The organism is Emticicia sp. SJ17W-69 (assembly GCF_051209875.1).
GTDB lineage: Bacteria > Bacteroidota > Bacteroidia > Cytophagales > Spirosomataceae > Emticicia.
In genome coordinates this window covers 5100170-5121540 of record NZ_JBNTQY010000001.1, presented here as the reverse complement: position 1 = coordinate 5121540, position 21371 = coordinate 5100170, and the positions used below count along the sequence as shown (strand labels likewise).

The 21371-nt window shown below is 36.6% G+C and carries 19 protein-coding genes; 9 read left to right on the top strand and 10 right to left on the bottom strand.

Annotated features, from left to right (window positions below):
• The first annotated feature begins 13 nt into the window (after positions 1-13).
• The 3 genes from ACQUQZ_RS20990 (at position 14) to ACQUQZ_RS20980 (ending at position 6401) form a co-directional block, all read left to right on the top strand.
• The gene (locus tag ACQUQZ_RS20990; RefSeq protein ID WP_435357052.1) at positions 14-2428 is read left to right on the top strand and encodes an ABC transporter permease; all 2415 of its coding nucleotides are present in this window, start codon (positions 14-16) and stop codon (positions 2426-2428) included.
• Between the two features lie 108 nt (positions 2429-2536).
• A complete protein-coding gene (locus ACQUQZ_RS20985; RefSeq protein ID WP_435357051.1) occupies positions 2537-4900 on the top strand; it encodes an ABC transporter permease in 2364 nt (787 codons plus the stop codon).
• A gap of 238 nt (positions 4901-5138) precedes the next feature.
• Entirely contained in the window at positions 5139-6401 is a 1263-nt protein-coding gene (locus ACQUQZ_RS20980) for a DUF937 domain-containing protein (protein ID WP_435357050.1), read from the top strand.
• A 74-nt stretch (positions 6402-6475) separates the two neighbouring features.
• Here the strand turns inward: ACQUQZ_RS20980 and ACQUQZ_RS20975 are convergent, their stop codons facing one another.
• From ACQUQZ_RS20975 to ACQUQZ_RS20965, 3 genes are all read right to left on the bottom strand, one after another.
• The gene (locus tag ACQUQZ_RS20975; RefSeq protein ID WP_435357049.1) at positions 6476-7741 is read right to left on the bottom strand and encodes an aminotransferase class V-fold PLP-dependent enzyme; all 1266 of its coding nucleotides are present in this window, start codon (positions 7739-7741) and stop codon (positions 6476-6478) included.
• A gap of 56 nt (positions 7742-7797) precedes the next feature.
• Entirely contained in the window at positions 7798-8508 is a 711-nt protein-coding gene (locus tag ACQUQZ_RS20970) for a DNA alkylation repair protein (protein ID WP_435357048.1), read from the bottom strand.
• Positions 8509-8783: 275 nt separating this feature from the next.
• Positions 8784-10484: a GMC oxidoreductase gene (locus ACQUQZ_RS20965; protein ID WP_435357671.1), complete on the bottom strand. Its 1701-nt coding sequence runs from the start codon at positions 10482-10484 to the stop codon at positions 8784-8786.
• 363 nt (positions 10485-10847) lie between these two features.
• Between ACQUQZ_RS20965 and ACQUQZ_RS20960 the strand changes: the two genes are divergently transcribed.
• Entirely contained in the window at positions 10848-13136 is a 2289-nt protein-coding gene (locus ACQUQZ_RS20960) for an ATP-dependent helicase (protein WP_435357047.1), read from the top strand.
• A 7-nt stretch (positions 13137-13143) separates the two neighbouring features.
• Here ACQUQZ_RS20960 and ACQUQZ_RS20955 read toward each other — a convergent pair whose 3' ends face one another.
• Positions 13144-14403 (bottom strand): Y-family DNA polymerase, encoded by a 1260-nt coding sequence (locus ACQUQZ_RS20955; RefSeq protein ID WP_435357046.1) that lies wholly within the window; start codon positions 14401-14403, stop codon positions 13144-13146.
• Positions 14403-14849 (bottom strand): LexA family protein, encoded by a 447-nt coding sequence (locus ACQUQZ_RS20950; RefSeq protein WP_435357045.1) that lies wholly within the window; start codon positions 14847-14849, stop codon positions 14403-14405. The genes ACQUQZ_RS20955 and ACQUQZ_RS20950 overlap by 1 nt, the downstream gene beginning before the upstream one ends.
• 180 nt (positions 14850-15029) lie before the next feature.
• On the opposite strand from ACQUQZ_RS20950, the gene ACQUQZ_RS20945 reads away from it, so the two are divergent.
• Together ACQUQZ_RS20945 and ACQUQZ_RS20940 are read left to right on the top strand one after the other, a co-directional pair.
• Complete coding sequence (locus ACQUQZ_RS20945; RefSeq protein ID WP_435357044.1) at positions 15030-15242, top strand: hypothetical protein; 213 nt, start codon at positions 15030-15032, stop codon at positions 15240-15242.
• Positions 15239-15517: a type II toxin-antitoxin system RelE family toxin gene (locus ACQUQZ_RS20940; RefSeq protein WP_435357043.1), complete on the top strand. Its 279-nt coding sequence runs from the start codon at positions 15239-15241 to the stop codon at positions 15515-15517. Before ACQUQZ_RS20945 ends, ACQUQZ_RS20940 begins: the two co-directional genes overlap by 4 nt.
• 41 nt (positions 15518-15558) lie before the next feature.
• Here the strand turns inward: ACQUQZ_RS20940 and ACQUQZ_RS20935 are convergent, their stop codons facing one another.
• From ACQUQZ_RS20935 to ACQUQZ_RS20915, 5 genes are all read right to left on the bottom strand, one after another.
• Positions 15559-15945, bottom strand: a complete 387-nt coding sequence (locus tag ACQUQZ_RS20935) for a thiol-disulfide oxidoreductase DCC family protein (RefSeq protein ID WP_435357042.1) — start codon at positions 15943-15945, stop codon at positions 15559-15561.
• Position 15946: 1 nt separating this feature from the next.
• Positions 15947-16393 carry a cytochrome c maturation protein CcmE domain-containing protein gene (locus ACQUQZ_RS20930; protein WP_435357041.1) on the bottom strand — a complete coding sequence of 149 codons (447 nt, stop codon included), beginning with the start codon at positions 16391-16393 and terminating at the stop codon, positions 15947-15949.
• A 96-nt stretch (positions 16394-16489) separates the two neighbouring features.
• A complete protein-coding gene (locus tag ACQUQZ_RS20925; protein WP_435357040.1) occupies positions 16490-16693 on the bottom strand; it encodes a CcmD family protein in 204 nt (67 codons plus the stop codon).
• A 42-nt stretch (positions 16694-16735) separates the two neighbouring features.
• The gene (gene ccsA / locus ACQUQZ_RS20920) at positions 16736-17395 is read right to left on the bottom strand and encodes a cytochrome c biogenesis protein CcsA (RefSeq protein ID WP_435357039.1); all 660 of its coding nucleotides are present in this window, start codon (positions 17393-17395) and stop codon (positions 16736-16738) included.
• A gap of 81 nt (positions 17396-17476) precedes the next feature.
• On the bottom strand, positions 17477-18139 hold the full coding sequence (locus tag ACQUQZ_RS20915) for a heme exporter protein CcmB (RefSeq protein ID WP_435357038.1): 663 nt from the start codon (positions 18137-18139) through the stop codon (positions 17477-17479).
• Positions 18140-18417: 278 nt separating this feature from the next.
• Between ACQUQZ_RS20915 and ACQUQZ_RS20910 the strand changes: the two genes are divergently transcribed.
• The 3 genes from ACQUQZ_RS20910 (at position 18418) to ACQUQZ_RS20900 (ending at position 21327) form a co-directional block, all read left to right on the top strand.
• A complete protein-coding gene (locus tag ACQUQZ_RS20910; protein ID WP_435357037.1) occupies positions 18418-18645 on the top strand; it encodes a FeoA family protein in 228 nt (75 codons plus the stop codon).
• A gap of 56 nt (positions 18646-18701) precedes the next feature.
• Positions 18702-20810 (top strand): ferrous iron transport protein B, encoded by a 2109-nt coding sequence (gene feoB / locus ACQUQZ_RS20905; protein WP_435357036.1) that lies wholly within the window; start codon positions 18702-18704, stop codon positions 20808-20810.
• Positions 20811-20949: 139 nt separating this feature from the next.
• On the top strand, positions 20950-21327 hold the full coding sequence (locus tag ACQUQZ_RS20900) for a co-chaperone GroES (RefSeq protein WP_435357035.1): 378 nt from the start codon (positions 20950-20952) through the stop codon (positions 21325-21327).
• Positions 21328-21371: the final 44 nt, after the last annotated feature.

Genomic DNA, 21371 nt, shown 5'->3' with positions numbered 1-21371 from the left:
AAAATCAAAAATGATGTTAAAAAATTACATAAAAATCGCTTGGCGTAATTTAATAAAACGCAAATTTTATTCATTGATAACCATTTTCGGTCTATCGGTTGGAATCACTTTTACTTTACTCATCGGTAGCTACGTGTGGGGAGAATTACGGACTAATGGAGCATTGAAAAATGCAGAAAACCAGTACATGATTCAGAGTAAATGGAAAAAAGAAAACATGGGTGTAGAAATAGCTTCGCTCGGAGCTTTGAGCCAAGCATTGAAACAAAGCTACCCCAATTTAGTAGAAAACTATTACCGATTTGATGGGGTTTCTACGGTTGTTTCCAAAGGCGAAAAAATATTTCGTGAAGATTTGCAATTGGGAGATTCTACGCTTCTTACGATGTATGGTTTTCCGCTCATTCATGGCGATGCTCGTACGGCTTTGCAACAACCCAACTCAATCGTTATTTCTTCCGATCAAGCGATTAAATATTTTGGAAAATCAGATGTTATTGGACAATCGCTCACGGTAGAATCCTTTTCAGGCGGTAAACAAGAGTTTATGATTACGGGCGTTTTGGACAAATTACCCTATAATTCAATTACAAATCTTACTAATGCTGGAAAATCTTTCCCGATTTTGATGTCATTTAGTAATGCCAATTTTTTTGGTAGAAATCAATACAGTTCTTGGAATAATCCATACATTGTCCATTATGTTGAACTCAATAACGGCGTAAAAAAAGAAGATTTAGAAAAACCTTTGGCACAATTAATCGCAGTCAATGTACCGAGTGAAATCAGTCAAAACTTACACACTTATTTAGTGCCTTTGAAAGATGTATATCAAGAGGCAAACAATGGAATCGTAAAAAAGACAATATGGACGCTTTCGCTCGTGGCTGTGTTTATTTTATTGATGTCGATTGTCAATTTTGTCAATATTTCCATTGGAGCATCTTCTTCAAGACTCAAAGAAATTGGCGTAAGAAAAGTGTTGGGTGGCACAAAAAAACAAGTGCTTCGCCAGTTTTTGACTGAATCTATCATTATCTCAATCTTTAGCTTGGTGTTTTCTTTGGTTTTATATCAAATTTTCCGACCTTCTTTTGAAAAAGTCTTGCAAAAAGAAATTATATCGGTATTTCATGCCCCACTTTACTTTTTTCTTGCAGGATTGATACTTGCTTTACTAATTGGCTTATTATCAGGAGCATATCCAGCTTTTGTATTGGCTACTTTGCCATCGGTTGACTCGATGAAAGGAAAACTAAAATCTGTCAAAGAAAATGTATTATTCAGAAGATTACTCATTGTTTCTCAATTTGCCGTGGCACTTTTTGTTTTTGGCGGAGCGATGGTTGTTTCTAAGCAAGTAAATTATTTTTTCAATAAAGATTTAGGCTATAATAAAGCCTCAGTTTTTTCGATAAGAGTTCCCCGTGATTGGTCACCTGCGGGTGTTGAAAAGATGGAAACGATTCGTAATGAAATGGCAAAACTAAAAGAAGTGAGCCAAGTAAGTTTATCATGGATAATTCCTGATGGTGGCTTTGGTTTTAGCAGTGGTATTTATAAAATGGGACAAGATTCTACTCAAGCTGTTTATACGCCCACGCTCGTTACCGACGAAAAATATGCTGAAACTTATCAGATTCCATTGCTCGAAGGTCAGTTTTTTCAAGCGAAAGGAAGTAGTTTTCAGCCAAATCAAATAGTTTTAAACGAAGAAGCTATCAAATCTTTAGGTTTTAAGCAGCCTTCAGATGCTTTAGGACAAAAAATTAGGATGCACTATTCGCCTACAATTTTTACGATTGCAGGGATTTGCAAAAACTTTCACTTTGAGTCGATGCACAAAACTATTGGGCCGATTGCCTTTATGCACGTGCGAGACAATAACTTTTATCGGTATTTATCTTTCAGAATTCACCCTACTAATCTTGGTGAAACGATGACGAAGATTGAAGCAAAATGGAAACAATTAATGCCTAATGCTCCCTTTGAATATACTTTTACTGATGATACGCTCCAAAAGCTTTATCAGTCAGAAATTCAACTCAAGCGTGCTGCCGAAGTAGCCACTGTTCTTGCTCTTATCATCGTCTTGCTGGGTATTTTAGGCGTGGTTTCGCTCAGTATTGTTCGCAGAACCAAAGAGTTAGGTATCAGAAAAGTGCTGGGAGCTTCGAGTATAAGCATTATTATACTTTTTATGAAAGAGTTTTTGGTTTTGATGTTAGTGGCAATAATCATTTCATTGCCTTTTACGATGATGGGTATGAACAAATGGCTACAAAATTATTCCTATCGCATTGATTTAACATGGTTTACCTTTGCTTTGGTCGGAGTAGTTTTTGCCTTAATAGTCTTATTATTAGTAGGTTTTCAGACATTAAAAGCAGCATTGATAAATCCTGTGGAGAGTTTGAAAGCGGAGTGAACCCGCTTCGGCGGTCCGACCCAAACTCCCGATTGGGAGTAAGGGATAGTTTTTTATTTACATTTTAAATCCCCCTTTAGGGGCGGGATTCGTAATCTTAGGAGTCTTATGCTAAAAAACTATCTAAAAATCGCCTTTCGTAATCTTTGGAAAAATAAACTTTTTTCTTTCATCAATATCATGGGTCTGGGTTTGGCAATTCCGTTTGCTTTGCTTTCTTTGATGCAGTTGGAAAGTTCTTTCGAGTTTGATAATTTCCATCCAAATTCCGACCGAATTTATCGCATTATTACTGACGAAAAATCGAATGAAGGCGGTACCGTCAGCTATGCTTCTTCGCCTTATTTGTTGGCTGATAATTTGAAAAACAACTATGTTTGTGTCGAAAAAGCCACAAAAGTTGTGAGAGATTTTGGTTGGGAACTCAACAATCGAATAAAAACAATACGTGTAAATACTATCTATGTTGAACCTACTTTTTTCGATGTTTTTGGCTTTAGTTTAGCCAACGGTTCGTTGCCAACCGAGCCAAATAGTCTTGTTTTGAGTCATGAAATGGCAGAGAACTTCTTTAATGAGGTTAATCCTGTGGGGAAAATTCTAACACACCCAACTTATGGTTCGTTTAAGATAACTGGCGTTTTGAAACCTTTTAAGAAGCAAACCCAGTTCAGAAGTGACGTAATGGTCTCGATGGCAACTTATGTTAATATTAATAAAGAAGCCACTCAACCACAGTCTTGGGGAGACTATAAAACCCATACTTTTGTTAAACTACGAGCCAATGCACAGCCAAATTCGCTTGATTTGGCACTCAATGAAATTGCCAGTAAGAGTAACGAAAATATCGTTTCTGCCAAAAAAACTAATCAATTTCGCAAACAAGCTCTCAAAGACATTTCGCCGAGTTTGGAAAAACTTCGTTTTAATCCTTATGTTGAAGATTTGGCAGACATTTCTTTCAATTTTGCGATTCCAATTATGATTCTTTTATTGGCGGGCTTCAATTATACCAATCTTACTTTGGCTCGTTCATTGAGTCGTTCGAGAGAAGTGGGTGTAAGAAAGGTAATGGGGGCCGTTCGTCGTCAATTGATTTTTCAATTTATATGCGAGGCTGTTGTAATAGCTGTGTTTGCTCTATTTATTGGGGTAACGATTTTGTTTTTGATGAAACAAACCATTCATGTGCAATGGGTAACATGGGATGTTGAAAATCAAGGTATTATTTGGCTTATTTTCTTAGCTTTTACGCTATTATTGGGCATTTTGGCTGGAGCATTGCCCGCTTGGATATTATCAGGGTTTCAACCAGTAAGTGTGTTGAAAGGTACGCTTTCGCCTGCATCTTTTGGTAAAATAAGTTTCCGTAAAAGTCTTGTAGTCATTCAGTTTGTGGTTACGATGAGTTTTATTTTCTTTATCGTTCACATGTACAGCCAGTTTGATTATATGGCTACTGAAAATGATAATTTTAATCGAAAAGGTATTTTTAATATTACGCTTGTCGATAAAAATTATGCTTTGCTAATAGATGAAATTGAAAAAAATAAAAATGTAGAAAAAGTTGGTCTCACCTCAAATCCTTTTGGTGGAATGACAGCCGAATTTGCGGTGAAAGCTCAAAAAACAGATAAAAATGAGGCGGCGTATTACTATGCAGCAGACAGAAATTTCATCGAGAACATGAACTTGAAGTTTTTAGCTGGTCAAAATTTGCCCCTTTCAAAATCTGATTCTGCTACAAACTTTGTTGTAATCAACCAAAAAGCGGTAGAGCGACTTCATTTGGGTACAATCAAAGAGGCAATTGGTAAGTCAATCATTCTCAATAATGCTACCGAAGCCCAAGTAGTGGGAGTAGTACAAAATTTTTGTCATTTCAATTATCAGTTTGAAATTCAACCTTTGGTTTTTCAATATAATCCAGCACAGTTTCAGGTACTTTCGGTTCAAACTACCGAAAAGATTTCGCAAGATGATTTTTTAGCAGAAATGAAAACACTTTGGAAAGCTAAATATCCATACCAAACAATAGTGTATTCTTGGTACGAAAAAGACATGTACGACCGCTATTACCCTGCCGAAGATATGAAAATGATGGGCATGGCTTCGATGGTTATTTTTGTAATTGCCATCATGGGCTTGCTTGGAATGGTCACTTATAGTACCGAAAAACGCATCAAAGAAATCGGAATTCGCAAAGTAATGGGAGCATCTATTTGGGAAATAGTAAAAATTCTCTCGTGGAGTTTTATGAAATTATTGCTTATTGCAGGAATCATTGCTTTACCGATTGGCTATGTTTCGGGGCTTTTCTTGCTTAGTATTTTTACTTTTCATACAAGCATCAATATTGAATTGATGAGCCTGTTTTTCTGTTTAGTTTTCATGATTGCAATTCTCACCATAAGTTACCAAGTTATCAAAACAGCTATGATGAATCCTGTGAGGAGTTTAAGGAGTGAGTGATTTCGATGGACTTCGACTTACGCTCGGTCATCGAAATTGACACCGTGCAACTATATCGGTGTATGAACCAAGCCAAAAATCCCAATGCGAAACACACAATTTCTCCCATAATTTCGTTTGTTATCCAAAGGATACATAATTTTTGAGGGATAAAATTTTTTGGGCATAGTTTTTGTTAAAATCAATAAGAGTAATAAAACTCCCCAAAGACATTTATTAATCACGAATTCACAATTTTATGGATATACTTGGATTCATTAAAGACAGACTAACAGATTCGGTTATCGAAAAAGTTAGTGGTTTTTTAGGCGAACATCCTGATACAATAGGCCCAGCTTTAAATAGTGCTGTTCCGATTGTTTTAGGTGCAATTATCCGAAGTGCTTCAACTGATGAAGGGACGGGGAAAGTAATGGATGTGTTGAAAGATGGGGGACATACAGGCGAAATTCTTGATGATTTACCAAGTTTGCTTGGGAATTTTGATAAAACGCAATTACTTATCACCATTGGTTCAAATATTTTTAATCATTTTTCAGGAAATAAAGGCAATAGTATCGTCGAAAAATTATCAACATTGAATGGTATTCGTAAAACGTCTGCTTCATCATTGGTAGGTTTGGCTGCTCCCTTAGTTTTAGGGGCTTTAGGGAAAGTGGTTGGAAGAGAAGGCCTTGGCGTATCGGGGCTAACAAAGCTACTTAGCGAACAACGAGAAATAGTTTTTGGAGCTTTGCCTCCTGCAATTGCGAATCTATTAAACTTCAAAAGTGCCAATTCCCCAGTTTCATCAACGAAAGAAGAAAAGTCAAAGGAAGAAAAAAAATCTTCGTCAGGAGGTCGTACTTTTCCAGCTTGGATTCCTTGGGTTTTGATAGGAATGCTTTTTTTAGCAGGAATTGCCTATTTTTTAAAGTATCGCAAACAATCACTCAAAGGTTCTGAAACGCCTACGGTAGTTGTACCACCCAAAGCAGATTCGACGGCTGTAAGTGATTCTTCTTTTACGACATTACCAACAGATACCAGTAGCAGTTTTTCATCAACAGATTTTTCTAAGCCTGAAGAAATAATCCCTGCTGAAAAGATTGAGCCAAAGAAAGAAGAAAAAGTGGCGAAATCACAACCGATTGAGAGAAAAGTAGAAGAAATACCTAAAACTGATAGTTTTGATAATAGTTCGTCAATAGTTTCAATAAGTGATCAGCTAAAAAATAGTAATGATTGGATTAGTTTAGATACTGATTTTAGAAAAAACAGTGCTGAAATTAAATCAAAAGGAGCATTGGAAGAACTTGCTAAATACTTAAAAAATAACCGTAAAGCTAAAGCAATTATTGCTGGTGGTTCACAAAGTAGTGGAGGGACACTTGCAGAAGATCGTGCCTATGCAGTACGTGAGGTATTGTTTGAAAAAGGTGTCTCAGAAAATCAACTTTCTGTTCAAAGTTCAACGGTGAAAGAGTCGAATGCGAAGGTTACTGTAAAAGTTAAGCGATAATTTTTTGAAAAAATAAGACAATAGTTGTAATAAAATGAGCCATTAGTATAAAACTGATGGCTCATTTCATTTTCTCAGGCCTTAGATAGTTCCTTTAAAGCAGCTACAAAAGTATCTAACTCTGCGGTAGAAGTATAAATATTAGGTGTAATTCGACAACCTTGTACATTGGCATAATCAATCGCAACCGTCCAAACTTTGTATTGAGTAAGTAATGTTTTTGCCAAATCTGCTGGCTTTATCGTTTTGATTCCTACGTTGGCAATACCACAAGCTCTTTGGCTATCAGCTGAAGTATTGAGAACAATATTTGGTAAATCACGTACTTGTTTTGTCCAATATTCTTGCAAAAAACGCAACCTTGCTTCTTTTCGTTGAATACCAATTTTTTGATGAAAATCAATGGCATTGGCAATCGCCAAGTCGGTATGCACTGGGTGTGTGCCTGTATGGTTCAATTTCCTAATATCATCGTCTTTATAGCCCATATCGCCAAATAATTGCCATAATTTACTAATTTTATCTTTTTTTACATACAAAAGTCCAGCTCCAAGCGGTACACTCAACCATTTATGAAGGCTACTGCCATAATAATCACAACCCAAATCGCTGATTTTATAATCGAGATGAGCGAAAGCATGAGCTCCATCAACCATCACATCGACGCCTTTGGCATGAGCCATATCACAGATTTTTTTGATTGGTAAAATATGTCCTGTAATATTGACTATATGGCAAACCATCAGCAGCCGAGTTTTAGGTGTAATGGCTTTTTCATAGATTTCTACAATTTCTTCATCAGATTTTGGATGATTCGGTATCGAAATAATTTTATTCACAATACCATAGCGACGGGCTTGTAATTTGAACATATCAAGCATTGCTCCGTAATCTTGCATGGCCATCACTGCTTCATCGCCAGCCTTCCAATCATAGCCCGCAATGACTGTATCAAGCGACTCGGTTGTGTTGCGAGTGATAATCAGTTCCTCATGTGAACAACCTGCCAAAACTGCCAGTTTTTTACGTACTTCTGCTTTATCATCAAATTGTCGGGTACGCATATAATAAGAACCTTGAAAATTCACTTCTCGCACATGGCCAATAAAAGCCTCTAAAGTTTCTTGTGGAGCAAAAGAATAATACCCATTTTCGAGATTAATATAATCAGGTTTTATGCGATACGCACGCCTAATTTCGGCCCAAAAATCTTCGTTTTGTGCAATTTCTTCAGGTGTTTGTTGCTCGAATTTAGATAATGCTTTATCTATTTTTTTGCCCAAAACTGGCAAAGTAAGACTTGATGCAGCAAAGGTTTTGATAAACTGGCGTTTGTTCATTATTTTAATTTATTGATGAGTAAAAATAGGTTTTTTTAATGCTGAAGAATGATTTTTTAATGAAGTGTCATAAAATATTTTTTTCGTTCATCAGTCATTTTTTCGATGGCATAACGAAGTGCCGTACGAGGTATTCGACCAATATTTTGTTCTAAAAAATCTTCAACTGTGCGTTCTCCACCTCTTTTCCACGCCTCACGAAGCATCCAACCGACGGCTTTATGAATCAAATCGTGTTTGTGCGAAAGTAGAATTTCAGAGATTTTAAGTGTATCATAAAACTGTTGATGATTGATAAAGTAGGAGGTAGCAATGATAGCAATTCGTTGTGTCCAAAGATGGTTGGTGCGAGCCATATCGTAAAGAATACTACGGTCTTTATCGAATAAATAGGCACCTATAATATCACGAGCCGAGCAATCAACCAAGTCCCAATTATTGATATTGTAAGCATTATCTAAATAAAAATCATAGATATTTTGAAGAGTTTCGCCTTCGCCAATGGCTTTGGCTTTTTTCATTTGTTCAACCAAAATAACCAATGCAGCAAACCGATATTCGTGAATTGGACTATCTAATAATGCTTGTAACTCGATTAAAGTCAGTGTTTTATAGTTTTTACAAACTGCTCGAAGATCAGGATTAGACACGCCAATAAAAACATCTCCTTCGCCATATTGTCCTTTACCAGTCTTGAAAAACCATGCTGAAGCTTTGGCTCGTTCAGGTGTAGCAATAGCTTGAAGCTCGTCAATAATATTATTCATCAGTAAAATAGTAGCTTGAAAATAGAACCTAAAAATAAGAAAATTTTGGCTACTTATACCAACTAAAATAAAGAAAGGCTATGGGTAAAAATTCCCATAGCCTTTTCTACTACTAAATCCACACAACTTTGAATCAAATATAGATGCTTTTTTTTGAATACGCAAGAGATTATTTTAAAATTTAAGAATTTTTACTTGATAAAGTACAATTAAATGTTCTGATTGTGCCAAAATGCTTTATTTATGTCTTTTTTTAAAGACAATATGTATTTTATCTACCATCTTTGTTTCACAGCATAGTCAACCGCACGAGCCGTGAGAGCCATGTAAGTCAAAGATGGATTTTGGGTTGAGGTTGAAGTCATGCAAGAACCATCGGTTACGAAGACATTTTTGCATTCATGTAATTGATTCCATTTATTGAGCATCGAAGTTTTAGGGTCTTTACCCATTCTAACGCCACCCATTTCGTGGTTTTCATTTCCTGGAAGCCTTTTTGTATCAATCGGTTGAATATTTTTAAAGCCTGCTTCATGATACATTTCTGAAAATTGTTCATGAAAATCTTTCAATACTTTCTCGTCATTATCATCGTAGCCAATTGAAACTCTTAGCTGAGGAATGCCGTATTTGTCGGTCAATTGTTTGTCTAATTTCACAACGCTGCTTTCCTTTGGAATCGTTTCGGCCATCATGCTGGCATTGATTCCCCACAAACCCAATGAAGTATTCAACAAATTATCCTTCAAAGTTTCTCCCAAACCATCTCGTTTAATGCCGTCCATTCGTCCAGCACTGAAACTTGTAGCATAGCCTCGTAGAAAATCAGTTTCTTGCTTCAAAACATTGCGAAAACGTGGAATATAAGTGCCCGTTGGTCGGCGACCATCAGAGGTGGAGTCCATAAAACCTTCGTATTCTGCCGAAATACGCCCACGATAACTATGAAAAGCCATGAATTTTCCGAGCAAACCATTATCATTTCCTAAACCATTTGGAAAACGATTCGAGGTAGAATTCAATAAAATAAGATTGGTATTGAGTGGCGAGGCATTCAAAAATATGATTTTTGCATAATATTCTATCATCTCTTTAGTATTTGCATCAATAATTCGTACGCCAGTAGCGATATTTCTTTTCTCATCATAAATGACAGAATGAACCACCGAATGGGGGCGAAGCGTCATTTTGCCAGTTTTTTCTGCCCACGGAATGGTCGAGGAATTACTGCTATAATAGCCACCATAAGGACAACCACGCTCACAAATCGTACGATTTTGGCATTGCCCACGTCCTTGTTTGAGATGAATGGCTTTTGGTTCGCTCAAATGAGCAACTCGCCCCATAATCACATGGCGGTCAGCATATTTTTTGGTAACACTGCTTTTGAAATGTTTCTCTACACACGACATCTCGAAAGGTGGCAAAAACTCGCCATCGGGTAAAATGGCCAAGCCATCACGATTACCCGAAATACCCACAAATTTCTCGACATAACTATACCACGGAGCAATATCAGCGTAGCGAATAGGCCAATCGACCGCATAGCCATCACGGGCTGGACCTTCATAATCGAAATCGCTCCAACGTTGAGTCATTCTGCCCCACAGCAGTGAGCGACCGCCTACGTGATAGGCTCGAATCCAATCGTAGGGACGGTCTTGGATATATTCTTGTTCGGCATCTTTGGTCAAGAAATGAGCAGTTGCTTCGGTAAAAATGAAGTTTTTGCTGGCGATTTGGTACTCCTTTTTGATTTCATTCGGTACTTGCCCCCGATGCTCAAATTCCCACGGTTGCATCATGGTTGTTGGGTAGTCGGTTACGTGTTTTACATCACGCCCACGGTCAAGCACCAAAGTTCGCAGACCTTTTTGTGTCAATTCTTTGGCAGCCCAGCCACCACTAATGCCCGAACCGACCACAATGGCATCAAAAGTGCGAGATTTTATATCGTCAATGTTTAAGTTTGGCATAAGGTTGATTAAATTTCCTCCAAAATTAAGAAAATCAGTCATATTTAAAAGGGTATTTGAGTTTTTTATGGGGTGAGAGAATAGTTAATGTGAATAATTTTTCCTCCTTTTTTCAAGGAGAGGTGCCCTGACGAAGTCGGACGGGGTGGTTGTTGGTCTATAAATGTTTTGAAAATAGGCGAATTTGGAACAAACCACCCCGTCAAAATTCGACTCCGTCAGAATTTTGCCACCCCTCCTTGAAAAAAGGAGGGGAAAACATAAAAATAAGGAAAGGGATTTTTAAAATATGGAAGGTAAATTTTCAAAATATGGAATGTATTGATAATATACTGTTAAATTTGCAGTCCAAAAAAGAATTGAATGGCAGATAAAAATTATTTAGAGAAACTCAATGCTCCGCAGCGTGAGGCTGTAACACACCCCGAAGGTCCACTAATGATTATTGCAGGTGCTGGTTCGGGCAAAACTCGTGTACTTACTTACCGAATTGCGTGGTTGATTGAGCAAGGTGTTGACCCTTTCAATATTTTATCATTGACTTTTACCAACAAAGCGGCAGGCGAGATGCGTCAGCGTATCGAAAATGTGATAGGAAGCGATGCCAAAAATCTTTGGATGGGTACTTTTCACTCAGTTTTTGCCAAAATCTTGCGTTTTGAAGGAAAAAGATTAGGTTATACCTCCGATTTTACCATTTATGATACCGATGATTCGAAATCTTTGATGCGTTCGATTATCAAAGAATTGGCTTTAGATGATAAAACTTACCGAGTAAATTATGTATTGAATCGTATTTCGAGTGCCAAAAATGCCTTGGTTTCTTGGGAGGCATATAACAGCAGTCCGATTTATATGGAAGACGATAAAGCTGCCCGAATGCCCGAAATCGGCAGACTTTATAAACTCTACGTTTTGCGTTGTTTTCAGGCAAATGCCATGGATTTTGACGATTTGTTGTATAATACAAATGTGCTTTTTCGTGACCATTTGGATGTGCTGAACAAATATCAACACAAATTTAAGCATGTATTGGTCGATGAGTTTCAAGATACCAACGTTTCTCAGTATTTGATTACTCGAAAGCTTTCTTCGGTGCATCAAAATATCTGCATTGTGGGTGATGATGCCCAAAGTATCTATGCTTTCCGTGGAGCAAATATTCAAAATATCTTGAATTTCAAGTCAGATTACCCTGATTTGAAAGTGGTGAAACTCGAACAAAATTATCGTTCTACTCAAAACATTGTCAATGCTGCCAATTCGGTGATTGCTCGCAACAAAGAGCAGTTAGAAAAAAACGTTTTCTCGGAAAATGAAGAAGGCAATAAAATTGAAATCATCAAAGCGGCTTCTGATAACGAAGAAGGGCGTTTGATTGCCAATAGCATTTTTGAAATCAAAAATAACGAAAGCCTAAAAAATACCGATTTTGCTGTACTTTATCGTACTAATGCACAATCGAGGGCATTTGAAGAGTCATTAAGAAAGCTCAATATCAAATACAGAATTGTTGGTGGACTATCTTTTTACCAAAGAAAAGAGATTAAAGACTTGTTGGCATATCTGCGATTTACCATCAACCAAAGTGATACGGAGGCTTTTAAACGAATTATTAACTTGCCCAAACGAGGTATTGGCGACACAACAGTTGCCAAAATCGTAGTCACGGCGGCCGAAAATAATAAGTCGATTTGGGAAGTGGTAAGCAATATCAATCAATATGTGGCAGGTCGAGCAGCACAAACGATTGATGATTTTGCAACGCTCATCAAAAGTTATGGTTTGATGATTGAAGAAGGCAAAGATGCCCATACGGTAGCTTCCTATATTGCCAAAACGTCGGGACTTTTGAAAGAATTGTATGACGATAAAACCGTTGAGGGACTTTCTCGCTATGAAAATATGCAAGAATTACTCAACTCGATTAAGCAATTTGTTGATAATCCTGAAAATGACGAGGTAACTTTGAGCAGTTTCTTACAGACTGTTACGCTTATGACCACTGCCGACCAAGAAGATGAAGATGGCGACCACGACCGAGTGACATTGATGACCATTCACGGAGCAAAGGGTTTGGAGTTTAAGTATGTCTATATTGTAGGTATGGAAGAAAACTTGTTCCCTTCACAAATGATGTTGGCAAAGAGAAGTGATTTAGAAGAAGAACGCCGACTTTTTTATGTGGCAATCACAAGAGCAGAGAAAAAAGTAACTTTAAGCTATGCCGAAACTCGCTATAATTATGGTCGCTTAAATTATTGCGAACCGAGTCGATTTATTGAAGAAATTGACCCAAAATATTTGCAAGTTTCAAGAAATAGAGTTGTTTCTTTTGCAGGAACAGAAACTCGGAATGACCTTCCAAGTTCAGCTTTGCCTTTTTCTAAGAAGGATAGCATTATTTCTAATTTGCGACCTGTGCAGAAAGCTACGCCTGTCAATCATACACCAACGGGTGATTTTGTAGCGAGCGATACTTCAAACTTAAAGCAAGGTGATAAAGTGGAACATCCAAAGTTTGGCTATGGTACAGTTACAAAAATGGACATCAATGGCAACGACCGCAAAGCAACCATCAAATTTGATGGACAAGGGCAAGGAGAGAAAACTTTATTGTTGAGTTTTGCGAAGTTGAGGATTGTGGAATAAATGGCGTTTATACATGAACAACAATAATATCCGATAATTTGGTAGTATAATTTGGCGACAGATTTTCCTGCTTCATTTTCCAAATTTTTTTAGGGTCTTGCGTTCCTAATCTTATTTTTTGTTGGCCAAATATCGCATTGACTTTATCAATCGACTGCATCAATTTTTTATGACGTTCATCGCTATTTTCAAAGATATTCATCTGAGTTTTGTCTTCGTCTGTAAAATCTTGCACGATTACGCCTGCTCTTTTGTATTGATAACCTTCACGGAAAATAATAGTAAGTGCTTGCAAAGCAAAATTTGAAATTTCAATACTCGAATTGGTCGGAAAAGGTAGGTTCAGTACAATGTTTCGGTTATACTGAGGTAAATCTACTCGGTGTCGGTTGGTTTGTATAAAGACCATCACCGAATTACAACAAGCCTTTTGTAAGCGTAGTTTTTCGGCACAAGAAACAGCAAAAGTAGAGATACGTTCTTGTAGAAAATCCTTTTCAGAATGATTCCCTTCAAATGATCGAGTGATAGCAATGTTCTTTTTGGGTTGTGCTTCTTCCAAATCTAAGGTAGGATTTCCTTCTAAATCACGCTTCAAACGCAAGCCTATAATGGCCATATTTTCTTTTACCCATTCATCTTCAAGCATCGTAAAATCGAAGGCGGTTTTTACGCCAATGGCTTGCAAACGTTTGGCATGTTTGCGACCTATCCCCCAAACATCTTCTATTTTTAACCATTTTAAGGCTTTTATGCGTTTTTCATCATTATCAATGAGATAAACGTTTTTGGTATGTTGTGGAAATTTTTTGGCTATTCTGTTAGCTACTTTTGCCAATGATTTCGTTGGAGCAATGCCTACACTTATCGGTATTCCTGTACCTTTTGTTACTCGGCGGTACATGGTTTCTCCTATATGCTGGAGATTAAAACGCTCAAAACCTGAAAATTTTATAAAAGCCTCATCAATGCTATAAATTTCCATTTCTGGACTAAAATCATTCAAAATAGTCATTACTCGCTGACTCATGTCACCATAAAGTGAAAAATTTGCTGAGAAAACCTGAATCTGATTGTCTTTAAAAAACTGCTCCCACTGATAAGCCGCAGCCCCCATCGGAACGCCCAATGCCTTAGCCTCATTGCTTCGAGCAATAACGCAGCCGTCGTTGTTGGAATAAACAACAATAGGCTTGCCAATGAGATTTGGTTGAAAAACTCGCTGGCATGATGCGTAAAAATTATTGCAATCGACTAAGGCAAACATCAGAATGATTTGATAGAAAAAGTAATGATTCCCCAGATAATAAAATCGTTTTCTTCGGTCACTTTTATAGGTTTATAATCTTCGTTTTCGGCGATTAGCCAACATTGTTTTTTTTCAATTTTTATTCTCTTCAAAGTAAATTCACCATCAATAAAACATATCGCAATTTTATTATTGACAGGCTCTAAACTTTTATCAATCACCAATATATCGCCGTCGAATATCCCAATATTTTTCATTGAATGACCTTTCACAAATCCACAAAAAGTAGAAGGCTTGTTTTTGATGAGGTATTTATTCAAATCTATTGATAATTCGGTAAAATCAAGAGCGGGTGAAGGAAATCCAGCACTAATTCCTACATCAACAAATGGCAATTTTAGCTCTGAATCAGCAGAAACAGGCGTAACCTCAATGGTCGAGTCTTTTATTTGAAGTAATGGCATAAAGTTGAAATAAAATATAGCAAGCTATAAGTTTGGAGTAAATGTATAAAAGTTTTGGCTAAGTGCAAAAGTGATAGGATGATTAATGGGCAAAAAAACAGCGTAATCGGCGATAAACAAGCATGACAAGTTTTTATTTTGGAATTAAGTTTTATATTTGTGATGAAAACTCATGAGAATATGACCGTAGCAACATTAAAAAGAAATATTAGTTTTTTGACAGATGCAAAAGGGGAAAAAGTTGCTGTACAGTTCGATTTAAGGAATCAGCAGATGCAAGAACTTTTTGAAGATTTGCTTGATACATTAACTGTATTTGAAAGACAAGATGAACCGACAAGACCTTTTGATGAAATTAAAAAGGAGATTTTAGCACAGCGTGTAAATGTATGAAGTACCAAATAATACTTACCACAAGTGCTGAAAGAGAAATTAGAAAACTTCCAGCTGAGGTGCAGGATGAGATTTTTGAAAAAATAGATAGTCTTGTAGAAAATCCGAGACCTCATGGTTATAAAAGGCTTACTAACTTCAAGGTGCCAAATATAAAATTTAAGCCACTTTATAGAGTAAGAGTGGGTGATTATAGAATTGTTTATGCGATTCGGGATAATATTATTACTGTAACAATAGCAAAAATTGCACACAGAAAAGAAGTTTATGAATAAAAAAATCCAGCAACCATTGCTGGATTTTTTGTTGGTATATTTTATAAAAACCTTGCTTTCAATTCAGGAGTAGGAATTCGGCAGGCATCGGTTCTTCCGAAGATGCGATAACGATTTTTGGCAATTAAATCATAAATAGGGTTTCTGAGAAATGATGGAACGATTTTGAAAATGTAGAAAATTTTCCATAAACCATCTAAGTTTCGAGCTATTTCAAGAGCAGCATCTGATTTTTGATAGATTTTTCCTTCTTTTTCTAAAATGATACTATCAAAATCGTTTTGCTTCAAGCCATATTTTTTTAAAATTTCCTGACCAATTTCTGACTGCAAAGCTGCAAATTTGAAAATGCCTTTAATGTCTCTATCAATGACAAAGTTGATAGAAGCATTACAAAAATTACAAACACCGTCGAATAAAACTGTCATTTTACTTCATCGAAACCGCTTTCTTTGGTTCTTCGGTTTCTAATTTATTGTTATTGTATTTCGAAGGACATTTTAACAGAATTTGCTCTGCTTTGAAACATTTATTTTCCAAATCCATTTTGCCAACTACTACTACTTTTTCAGATTTATCCAAATCGGCTGGTTTTGGTTGGTTATAAACAACTTTTGATTCAAAATTCAATGAATCAACCATGACAAATTCAAAACGATTTGGGTCAACCGAAGGCTCATAAACCATCCCTACAAAGTTTCCCGAAGCATCTTTTTTCAAAGTACCTACTACGTGCATTGATTTGGTGCTACCTTCTTTGGCAACTTGCTCGGCTTCACCGAAACCAACATAAGTGCTGGCATCGCCAACAGTCGAAATAATGATTGCAACAGCAATGGCAATAACGCCAAGTGCAATAATATGTGATTTTTTCATGATATTTGATAGTCCACAGTCAATAGACGATGGACGATAGTTTTTGTTGAAAATAATGTTGTACCTTTTGTCTTTTGATCGACTGTTGATTGCCGACTATAGGCTTTTTTCTATCTTACTTATCTTCCTATCTAACAAAACTAAATAGGTAATAATTCCTACAAAAACGATAGCGATTACGCCCACTACAACCCAAATTTTGCCATCAGCACGCATTTGGTCAGCCATAGCTACTTCTTCTTGAGCAAATAAATTGAAAGATGAAAATAGTAATATTAAAAACGATATAAATTTTTTCATTATTGTTGAAATTGCGGAACGCCGCACCGTTCTAAGTAAAAATTAATTTGAACTTCTACGTTCAATAATTCTCAAACGAATTCTTAAACTGGAAATCCAAACACCCAATAAAGTCCAACCAATAACGGCTGGGTAAAAAACCATTCTCATGCCATTATCCATATCATATTTTCCAAAGGCAGGATTACCCCCATTGCCTGGATGAAGCGAATCGGTAAGTCTTGGCAAAATCCAAACTAAAGGAATGAAGGTAGCAAAAGCAAAAATATTGTAAATGGCTGATAATCTGGCTTTTCGTTGCTCATCTTCAAATGAACTTCGCAAAATAAAGTAAGAAGAGTATATCAAAAGTCCAACTTCTACGGCAATGATTTTAGGGTCTTTTGGTAACCAATCTCCCCAAGTAAATTGTCCCCAAAGAGAACCAGTCATAAAGCCTAAGATGCCAAAAAATATAGCAACATTGGCAAATTCGACAGCATATTCATCATCTTGGGTTTGTCCATTTCGCAAATATTTAATAGAAAACCACATCGAAGCAGTCATCAAAGTCATCATGCCAAACCATAATGGCACGTGGAAGTAAACATTCCGAATGGTTTCATTCAAAATAGGTTGACGTGGCACAATACCTGTTAAGCCTCGAATAATTGTGTAAAGCAAAAGCAGAACACAAAGAATTTTCCACCAAGTTTTTTTCATATAGACCATAACCCCAATGGGGATTTTTTTAGTTAATAATCAATGGTAATGCCTCCAAATGCCCCATAGGAAGTTTAGAGATTAACTTCTCCACAAAAAAGGAAATAATAAATAACTTAATGCGATTACAATAGCATCAATGCCGAGTAAAGTTAAAATTTCGTCGTAACTGGTATTCCATTCTAAGCCATCCATCGCATTTTTTGAGAGACGAATCAGCATCAAAAGCATGGGTAGAATAATTGGAAAACTCAAAACTGCCATCAAAGTTGAGGTATTTTCTGCTTTTGATGCAATTCCCGCAACCATTGTAAGTGTTGATGAAAAACCAATTGCTCCTAAAATAATTGCTGTCAAATACATTCCTATGTTCTCCACAGGGTTTCCCATTACACCTGCATAGACGACAAAACCAATCAACGAAAGTGCCAGTAATAGCAGTATATTGTAAATAATTTTCGATAAAATTATGCCTTGTGGACTTGCCAATGTATAATAATACAATTGTCGTCCTGCTCGCTCTTGTGTAAAACTTTTGGTGATAGAATTAACGGCCGTAAAGAGTAAAATTATCCAAAAAAGCGTGTTCCAAGTGATAGGTTCTATACCTTTTGTTTTCAAAGTAAAACTCATATAACACACAAAAACCGTACTGACGATATAGAGCAACATCCCGTTGAGGGCATAACGCTGACGCCATTCAAGCCTGATTTCCTTTTCAATAAGTGCTTTGAGTTCTTGCATATTTCTAATGAACAATTTAGAAAATTGCTCTACAACTGCAAAGATACTACTCAAACAAATAGAAATTTTATGATTTTTATTCTTTTTTAGAGTTTTTTTTCTTTTCTGAATAGATAGCTCATGAATACTGATTTTTGAGCATTATCAAGGAATTTATCAGCTTTTTGGGCATAGTTTAGAAATCTATCAACATAAATACATGATGAAAATCATTTTTATTTTAGAACCAAAAAGCCTAATTTTACGTTTATTTGAAATCAGTCTAAATAAAGTATAAAGTGCAAGCCGAAAAAACTGTTGCCGATTTAAAAGTAGGGGAGAAAGGAATTGTAAACAATTTCAAAGATGCTACGATGTCACTTAAGCTACTCGAAATGGGTTGTTTGCCTGACACCGAAGTAATGTTGGACTTTATCGCACCCTTGGGTTGTCCTGTTGGAATTACTGTGGCAGGTTATCATCTTTCGCTTAGAAAAAGAGAGGCTGCTACAATTGTATTGAAATAGTCGATAGTTTTTAACTCATTGACTTTAGTCTTTTAGTTAATTTGAAAATATAAATTGTGAAGAATAAACAGGTTGTAGCACTTCTTGGAAATCCGAATTCTGGAAAATCATCGCTTTTTAATCAACTCACTGGGTTGCGTCAAAAAATCGGCAATTTCCCAGGTGTAACGGTTGATAAAAAAGTAGGATTTTGTCGATTGGGTGGAGGCTTGGATGTAGAAATCCTTGATTTACCTGGCACATATAGTATATATCCTAATTCGCTGGATGAACAGGTTGTGCTGGAAGTACTTGCCAATCCTGAAAATCCAGATTACCCCGATTTGGCTGTGGTGGTTGCCGATGCTTCAAATTTGAAGCGAAATATGTTGCTTTTTGAGCAAATCAGCGACTTGGGTGTTCCTGCAATCTTAGCTTTAAATATGCTTGATGTTGCTGAAGAATCAGGTATTTCAATCAATTCAGGAAAACTTTCAAAAATTTTAGGTATTCCAGTTGTCGAACTCAATGCCCGTGAAGGGATAGGTATCGAAGGTCTAAAACATACGATATTTAATCAACTTCAACATAAAAAAACACACATTAACCCTCCAGTTTTTGACAAAAAATCAGAGCAAATCTACGAAGAAGTAAAAGATAAATTTGGCGTTGAAAACCCTTATTTAGCACTTCAATATGCAGCTCAGGCTCAAAAACTAATGTTTTTAGGCGAAAATGAGCAAAAAGATTTAGAAGGTATTGTTAAAAAATATGATTTCAATGCCGATAAATTTCAATCTGCCGAAACCATTGCTCGCTACAAAGATATTAGTGCGACTCTTACAGAAGTAGTTCATGAAGAAGGTATTAAAAAAGAAACATTAACTGAAAAAATTGACCATATTTTGCTTCATAAAATATGGGGTTATGTGATTTTTCTAACTATTTTGTTCTTGATTTTTCAGTCAGTTTTCACCATTGCCGAAGCTCCAATGGACTGGATTGACTCAGGAATCGCTTTTATTAATGAATTTTTAAAGTCACATTTGCCAGATAGTCAATTAGTTAGCCTTTTGACTGATGGTTTGATTGCAGGAATTGGCGGAGTGGTTATTTTTATTCCTCAAATCGCATTTTTGTTTGCATTTATTTCGATTTTAGAAGAATCGGGCTACATGGCACGTGTAGTGGTATTGATGGATAGGCTAATCAGGCATTTTGGTATGAGTGGGAAATCGGTCGTTCCGTTGATTTCGAGCATGGCGTGTGCAGTACCCGCTATCATGTCGGCTCGTACGATTGGTAGTTGGAAAGACAGATTGATAACGATAATGGTAACTCCTTTGATGAGCTGTTCGGCGAGGCTACCCATTTATACGATTTTGATAGCTTTAGTAGTACCAGAAACAAAAGCCTTAGGCTTTTTCAATATGCAAGGGGTGGCCTTGATGGGACTCTATTTATTAGGTTTTTTCTCGGCATTATTAGCAGGATGGATCATGAAATTCATGCTAAAATCAAGCGAAAAAAGCTATTTTATCATGGAATTGCCCACCTATAAAAAACCACGTTGGAAACAGGTAGGTTTTGCTATTTTAGAGAAAGTAAAAACCTTTGTTTTTGAAGCAGGAAAAGTCATCATTGCTATTTCGATTGTACTTTGGGTTTTAGCATCTTATGGACCAAGTGATAAAATACAAAAAGCTGAAAATCAAGTGATTGCACAAAATCCAACACTTGATCAAGCTAAACTTGATTCAAAAATTGCATCGGTAAGATTAGAAAATTCTTATGCGGGACATTTTGGGAAATTCATCGAACCAGCCATCAAACCTTTGGGCTATGATTGGAAAATTGGTATTGCTCTCATTACTTCGTTTGCAGCACGTGAGGTATTTGTAGGAACGGTTTCAACCATTTATAGCATAGGTGCAGATGCTGAAAACGAAACCACTATCAAAGAACGTCTTAGAAATGAAGTAAATATTGAAACAGGGATGCCAACTTTTTCGGTAGCTACCTCATTTTCACTCTTGATATTTTATGTTTTTGCTATGATGTGTATGAGCACGTTGGCAGTAGTTTATAGAGAAACCAAAGGCTGGAAATGGCCAATTATTCAATTGATTTATATGTCAGTGCTTGCTTATGTATCGGCATTTGTGGTCTATCAGGTTTTGAGTTAATTTTACATATCCCTGCCGACTTCGTCAGGCTTTCCCCCTTCGGCATCCACTGGCATTCGCATAAGGGAGATTTTTTAAATATTAAGTGTATATTTTGATATTCACTCATTCCAACATTCACTCAATCACTCATTAGTTTATGCTAGGCGTAACATCAGATAATAAATTGAAAAGATTAATCGTAGTAGGCGATAAAGTTTTGATAAAACCTAAAAATCCTTCGGATAAAACAAATACTGGACTTTATTTGCCTCCAACCGTTACTGAAAAAGAAGAAGTGCAAAGCGGCTATATCATCAAAGTTGGGCCTGGTTATCCTTTGCCCAATCAAACAGAAGATGAGCCTTGGAAGGAGACCGAAGAAAAAGTAAAGTATATGCCACTTCAAGCCCAAGAGGGTGATTTAGCGATTTATCTGCAACGCCACGCCATCGAAGTGCAATACGAGGGCGAAAAATATGTTATTCTCCCACAAGCTTCAATTTTGATGCTGGAGCGATTTGAAGATTTGATGTAGAAAAAAGGTTTATTCAGCCTACTATTCTTTGTCTTTTTCGAGAT

What these genes read in the sequence shown, in the direction of transcription:
- ACQUQZ_RS20990 (WP_435357052.1), top strand. Translation starts at nt 14, where the DNA reads ATGTTAAAAAATTACATAAAAATCGCTTGGCGTAATTTAATAAAACGC.
- ACQUQZ_RS20985 (WP_435357051.1), top strand. Translation starts at nt 2,537, where the DNA reads ATGCTAAAAAACTATCTAAAAATCGCCTTTCGTAATCTTTGGAAAAAT.
- ACQUQZ_RS20980 (WP_435357050.1), top strand. Translation starts at nt 5,139, where the DNA reads ATGGATATACTTGGATTCATTAAAGACAGACTAACAGATTCGGTTATC.
- ACQUQZ_RS20975 (WP_435357049.1), bottom strand. Translation starts at nt 7,741, where the DNA reads ATGAACAAACGCCAGTTTATCAAAACCTTTGCTGCATCAAGTCTTACT.
- ACQUQZ_RS20970 (WP_435357048.1), bottom strand. Translation starts at nt 8,508, where the DNA reads ATGAATAATATTATTGACGAGCTTCAAGCTATTGCTACACCTGAACGA.
- ACQUQZ_RS20965 (WP_435357671.1), bottom strand. Translation starts at nt 10,484, where the DNA reads ATGCCAAACTTAAACATTGACGATATAAAATCTCGCACTTTTGATGCC.
- ACQUQZ_RS20960 (WP_435357047.1), top strand. Translation starts at nt 10,848, where the DNA reads ATGGCAGATAAAAATTATTTAGAGAAACTCAATGCTCCGCAGCGTGAG.
- ACQUQZ_RS20955 (WP_435357046.1), bottom strand. Translation starts at nt 14,403, where the DNA reads ATGTTTGCCTTAGTCGATTGCAATAATTTTTACGCATCATGCCAGCGA.
- ACQUQZ_RS20950 (WP_435357045.1), bottom strand. Translation starts at nt 14,849, where the DNA reads ATGCCATTACTTCAAATAAAAGACTCGACCATTGAGGTTACGCCTGTT.
- ACQUQZ_RS20945 (WP_435357044.1), top strand. Translation starts at nt 15,030, where the DNA reads ATGACCGTAGCAACATTAAAAAGAAATATTAGTTTTTTGACAGATGCA.
- ACQUQZ_RS20940 (WP_435357043.1), top strand. Translation starts at nt 15,239, where the DNA reads ATGAAGTACCAAATAATACTTACCACAAGTGCTGAAAGAGAAATTAGA.
- ACQUQZ_RS20935 (WP_435357042.1), bottom strand. Translation starts at nt 15,945, where the DNA reads ATGACAGTTTTATTCGACGGTGTTTGTAATTTTTGTAATGCTTCTATC.
- ACQUQZ_RS20930 (WP_435357041.1), bottom strand. Translation starts at nt 16,393, where the DNA reads ATGAAAAAATCACATATTATTGCACTTGGCGTTATTGCCATTGCTGTT.
- ACQUQZ_RS20925 (WP_435357040.1), bottom strand. Translation starts at nt 16,693, where the DNA reads ATGAAAAAATTTATATCGTTTTTAATATTACTATTTTCATCTTTCAAT.
- ccsA (WP_435357039.1), bottom strand. Translation starts at nt 17,395, where the DNA reads ATGAAAAAAACTTGGTGGAAAATTCTTTGTGTTCTGCTTTTGCTTTAC.
- ACQUQZ_RS20915 (WP_435357038.1), bottom strand. Translation starts at nt 18,139, where the DNA reads ATGCAAGAACTCAAAGCACTTATTGAAAAGGAAATCAGGCTTGAATGG.
- ACQUQZ_RS20900 (WP_435357035.1), top strand. Translation starts at nt 20,950, where the DNA reads ATGCTAGGCGTAACATCAGATAATAAATTGAAAAGATTAATCGTAGTA.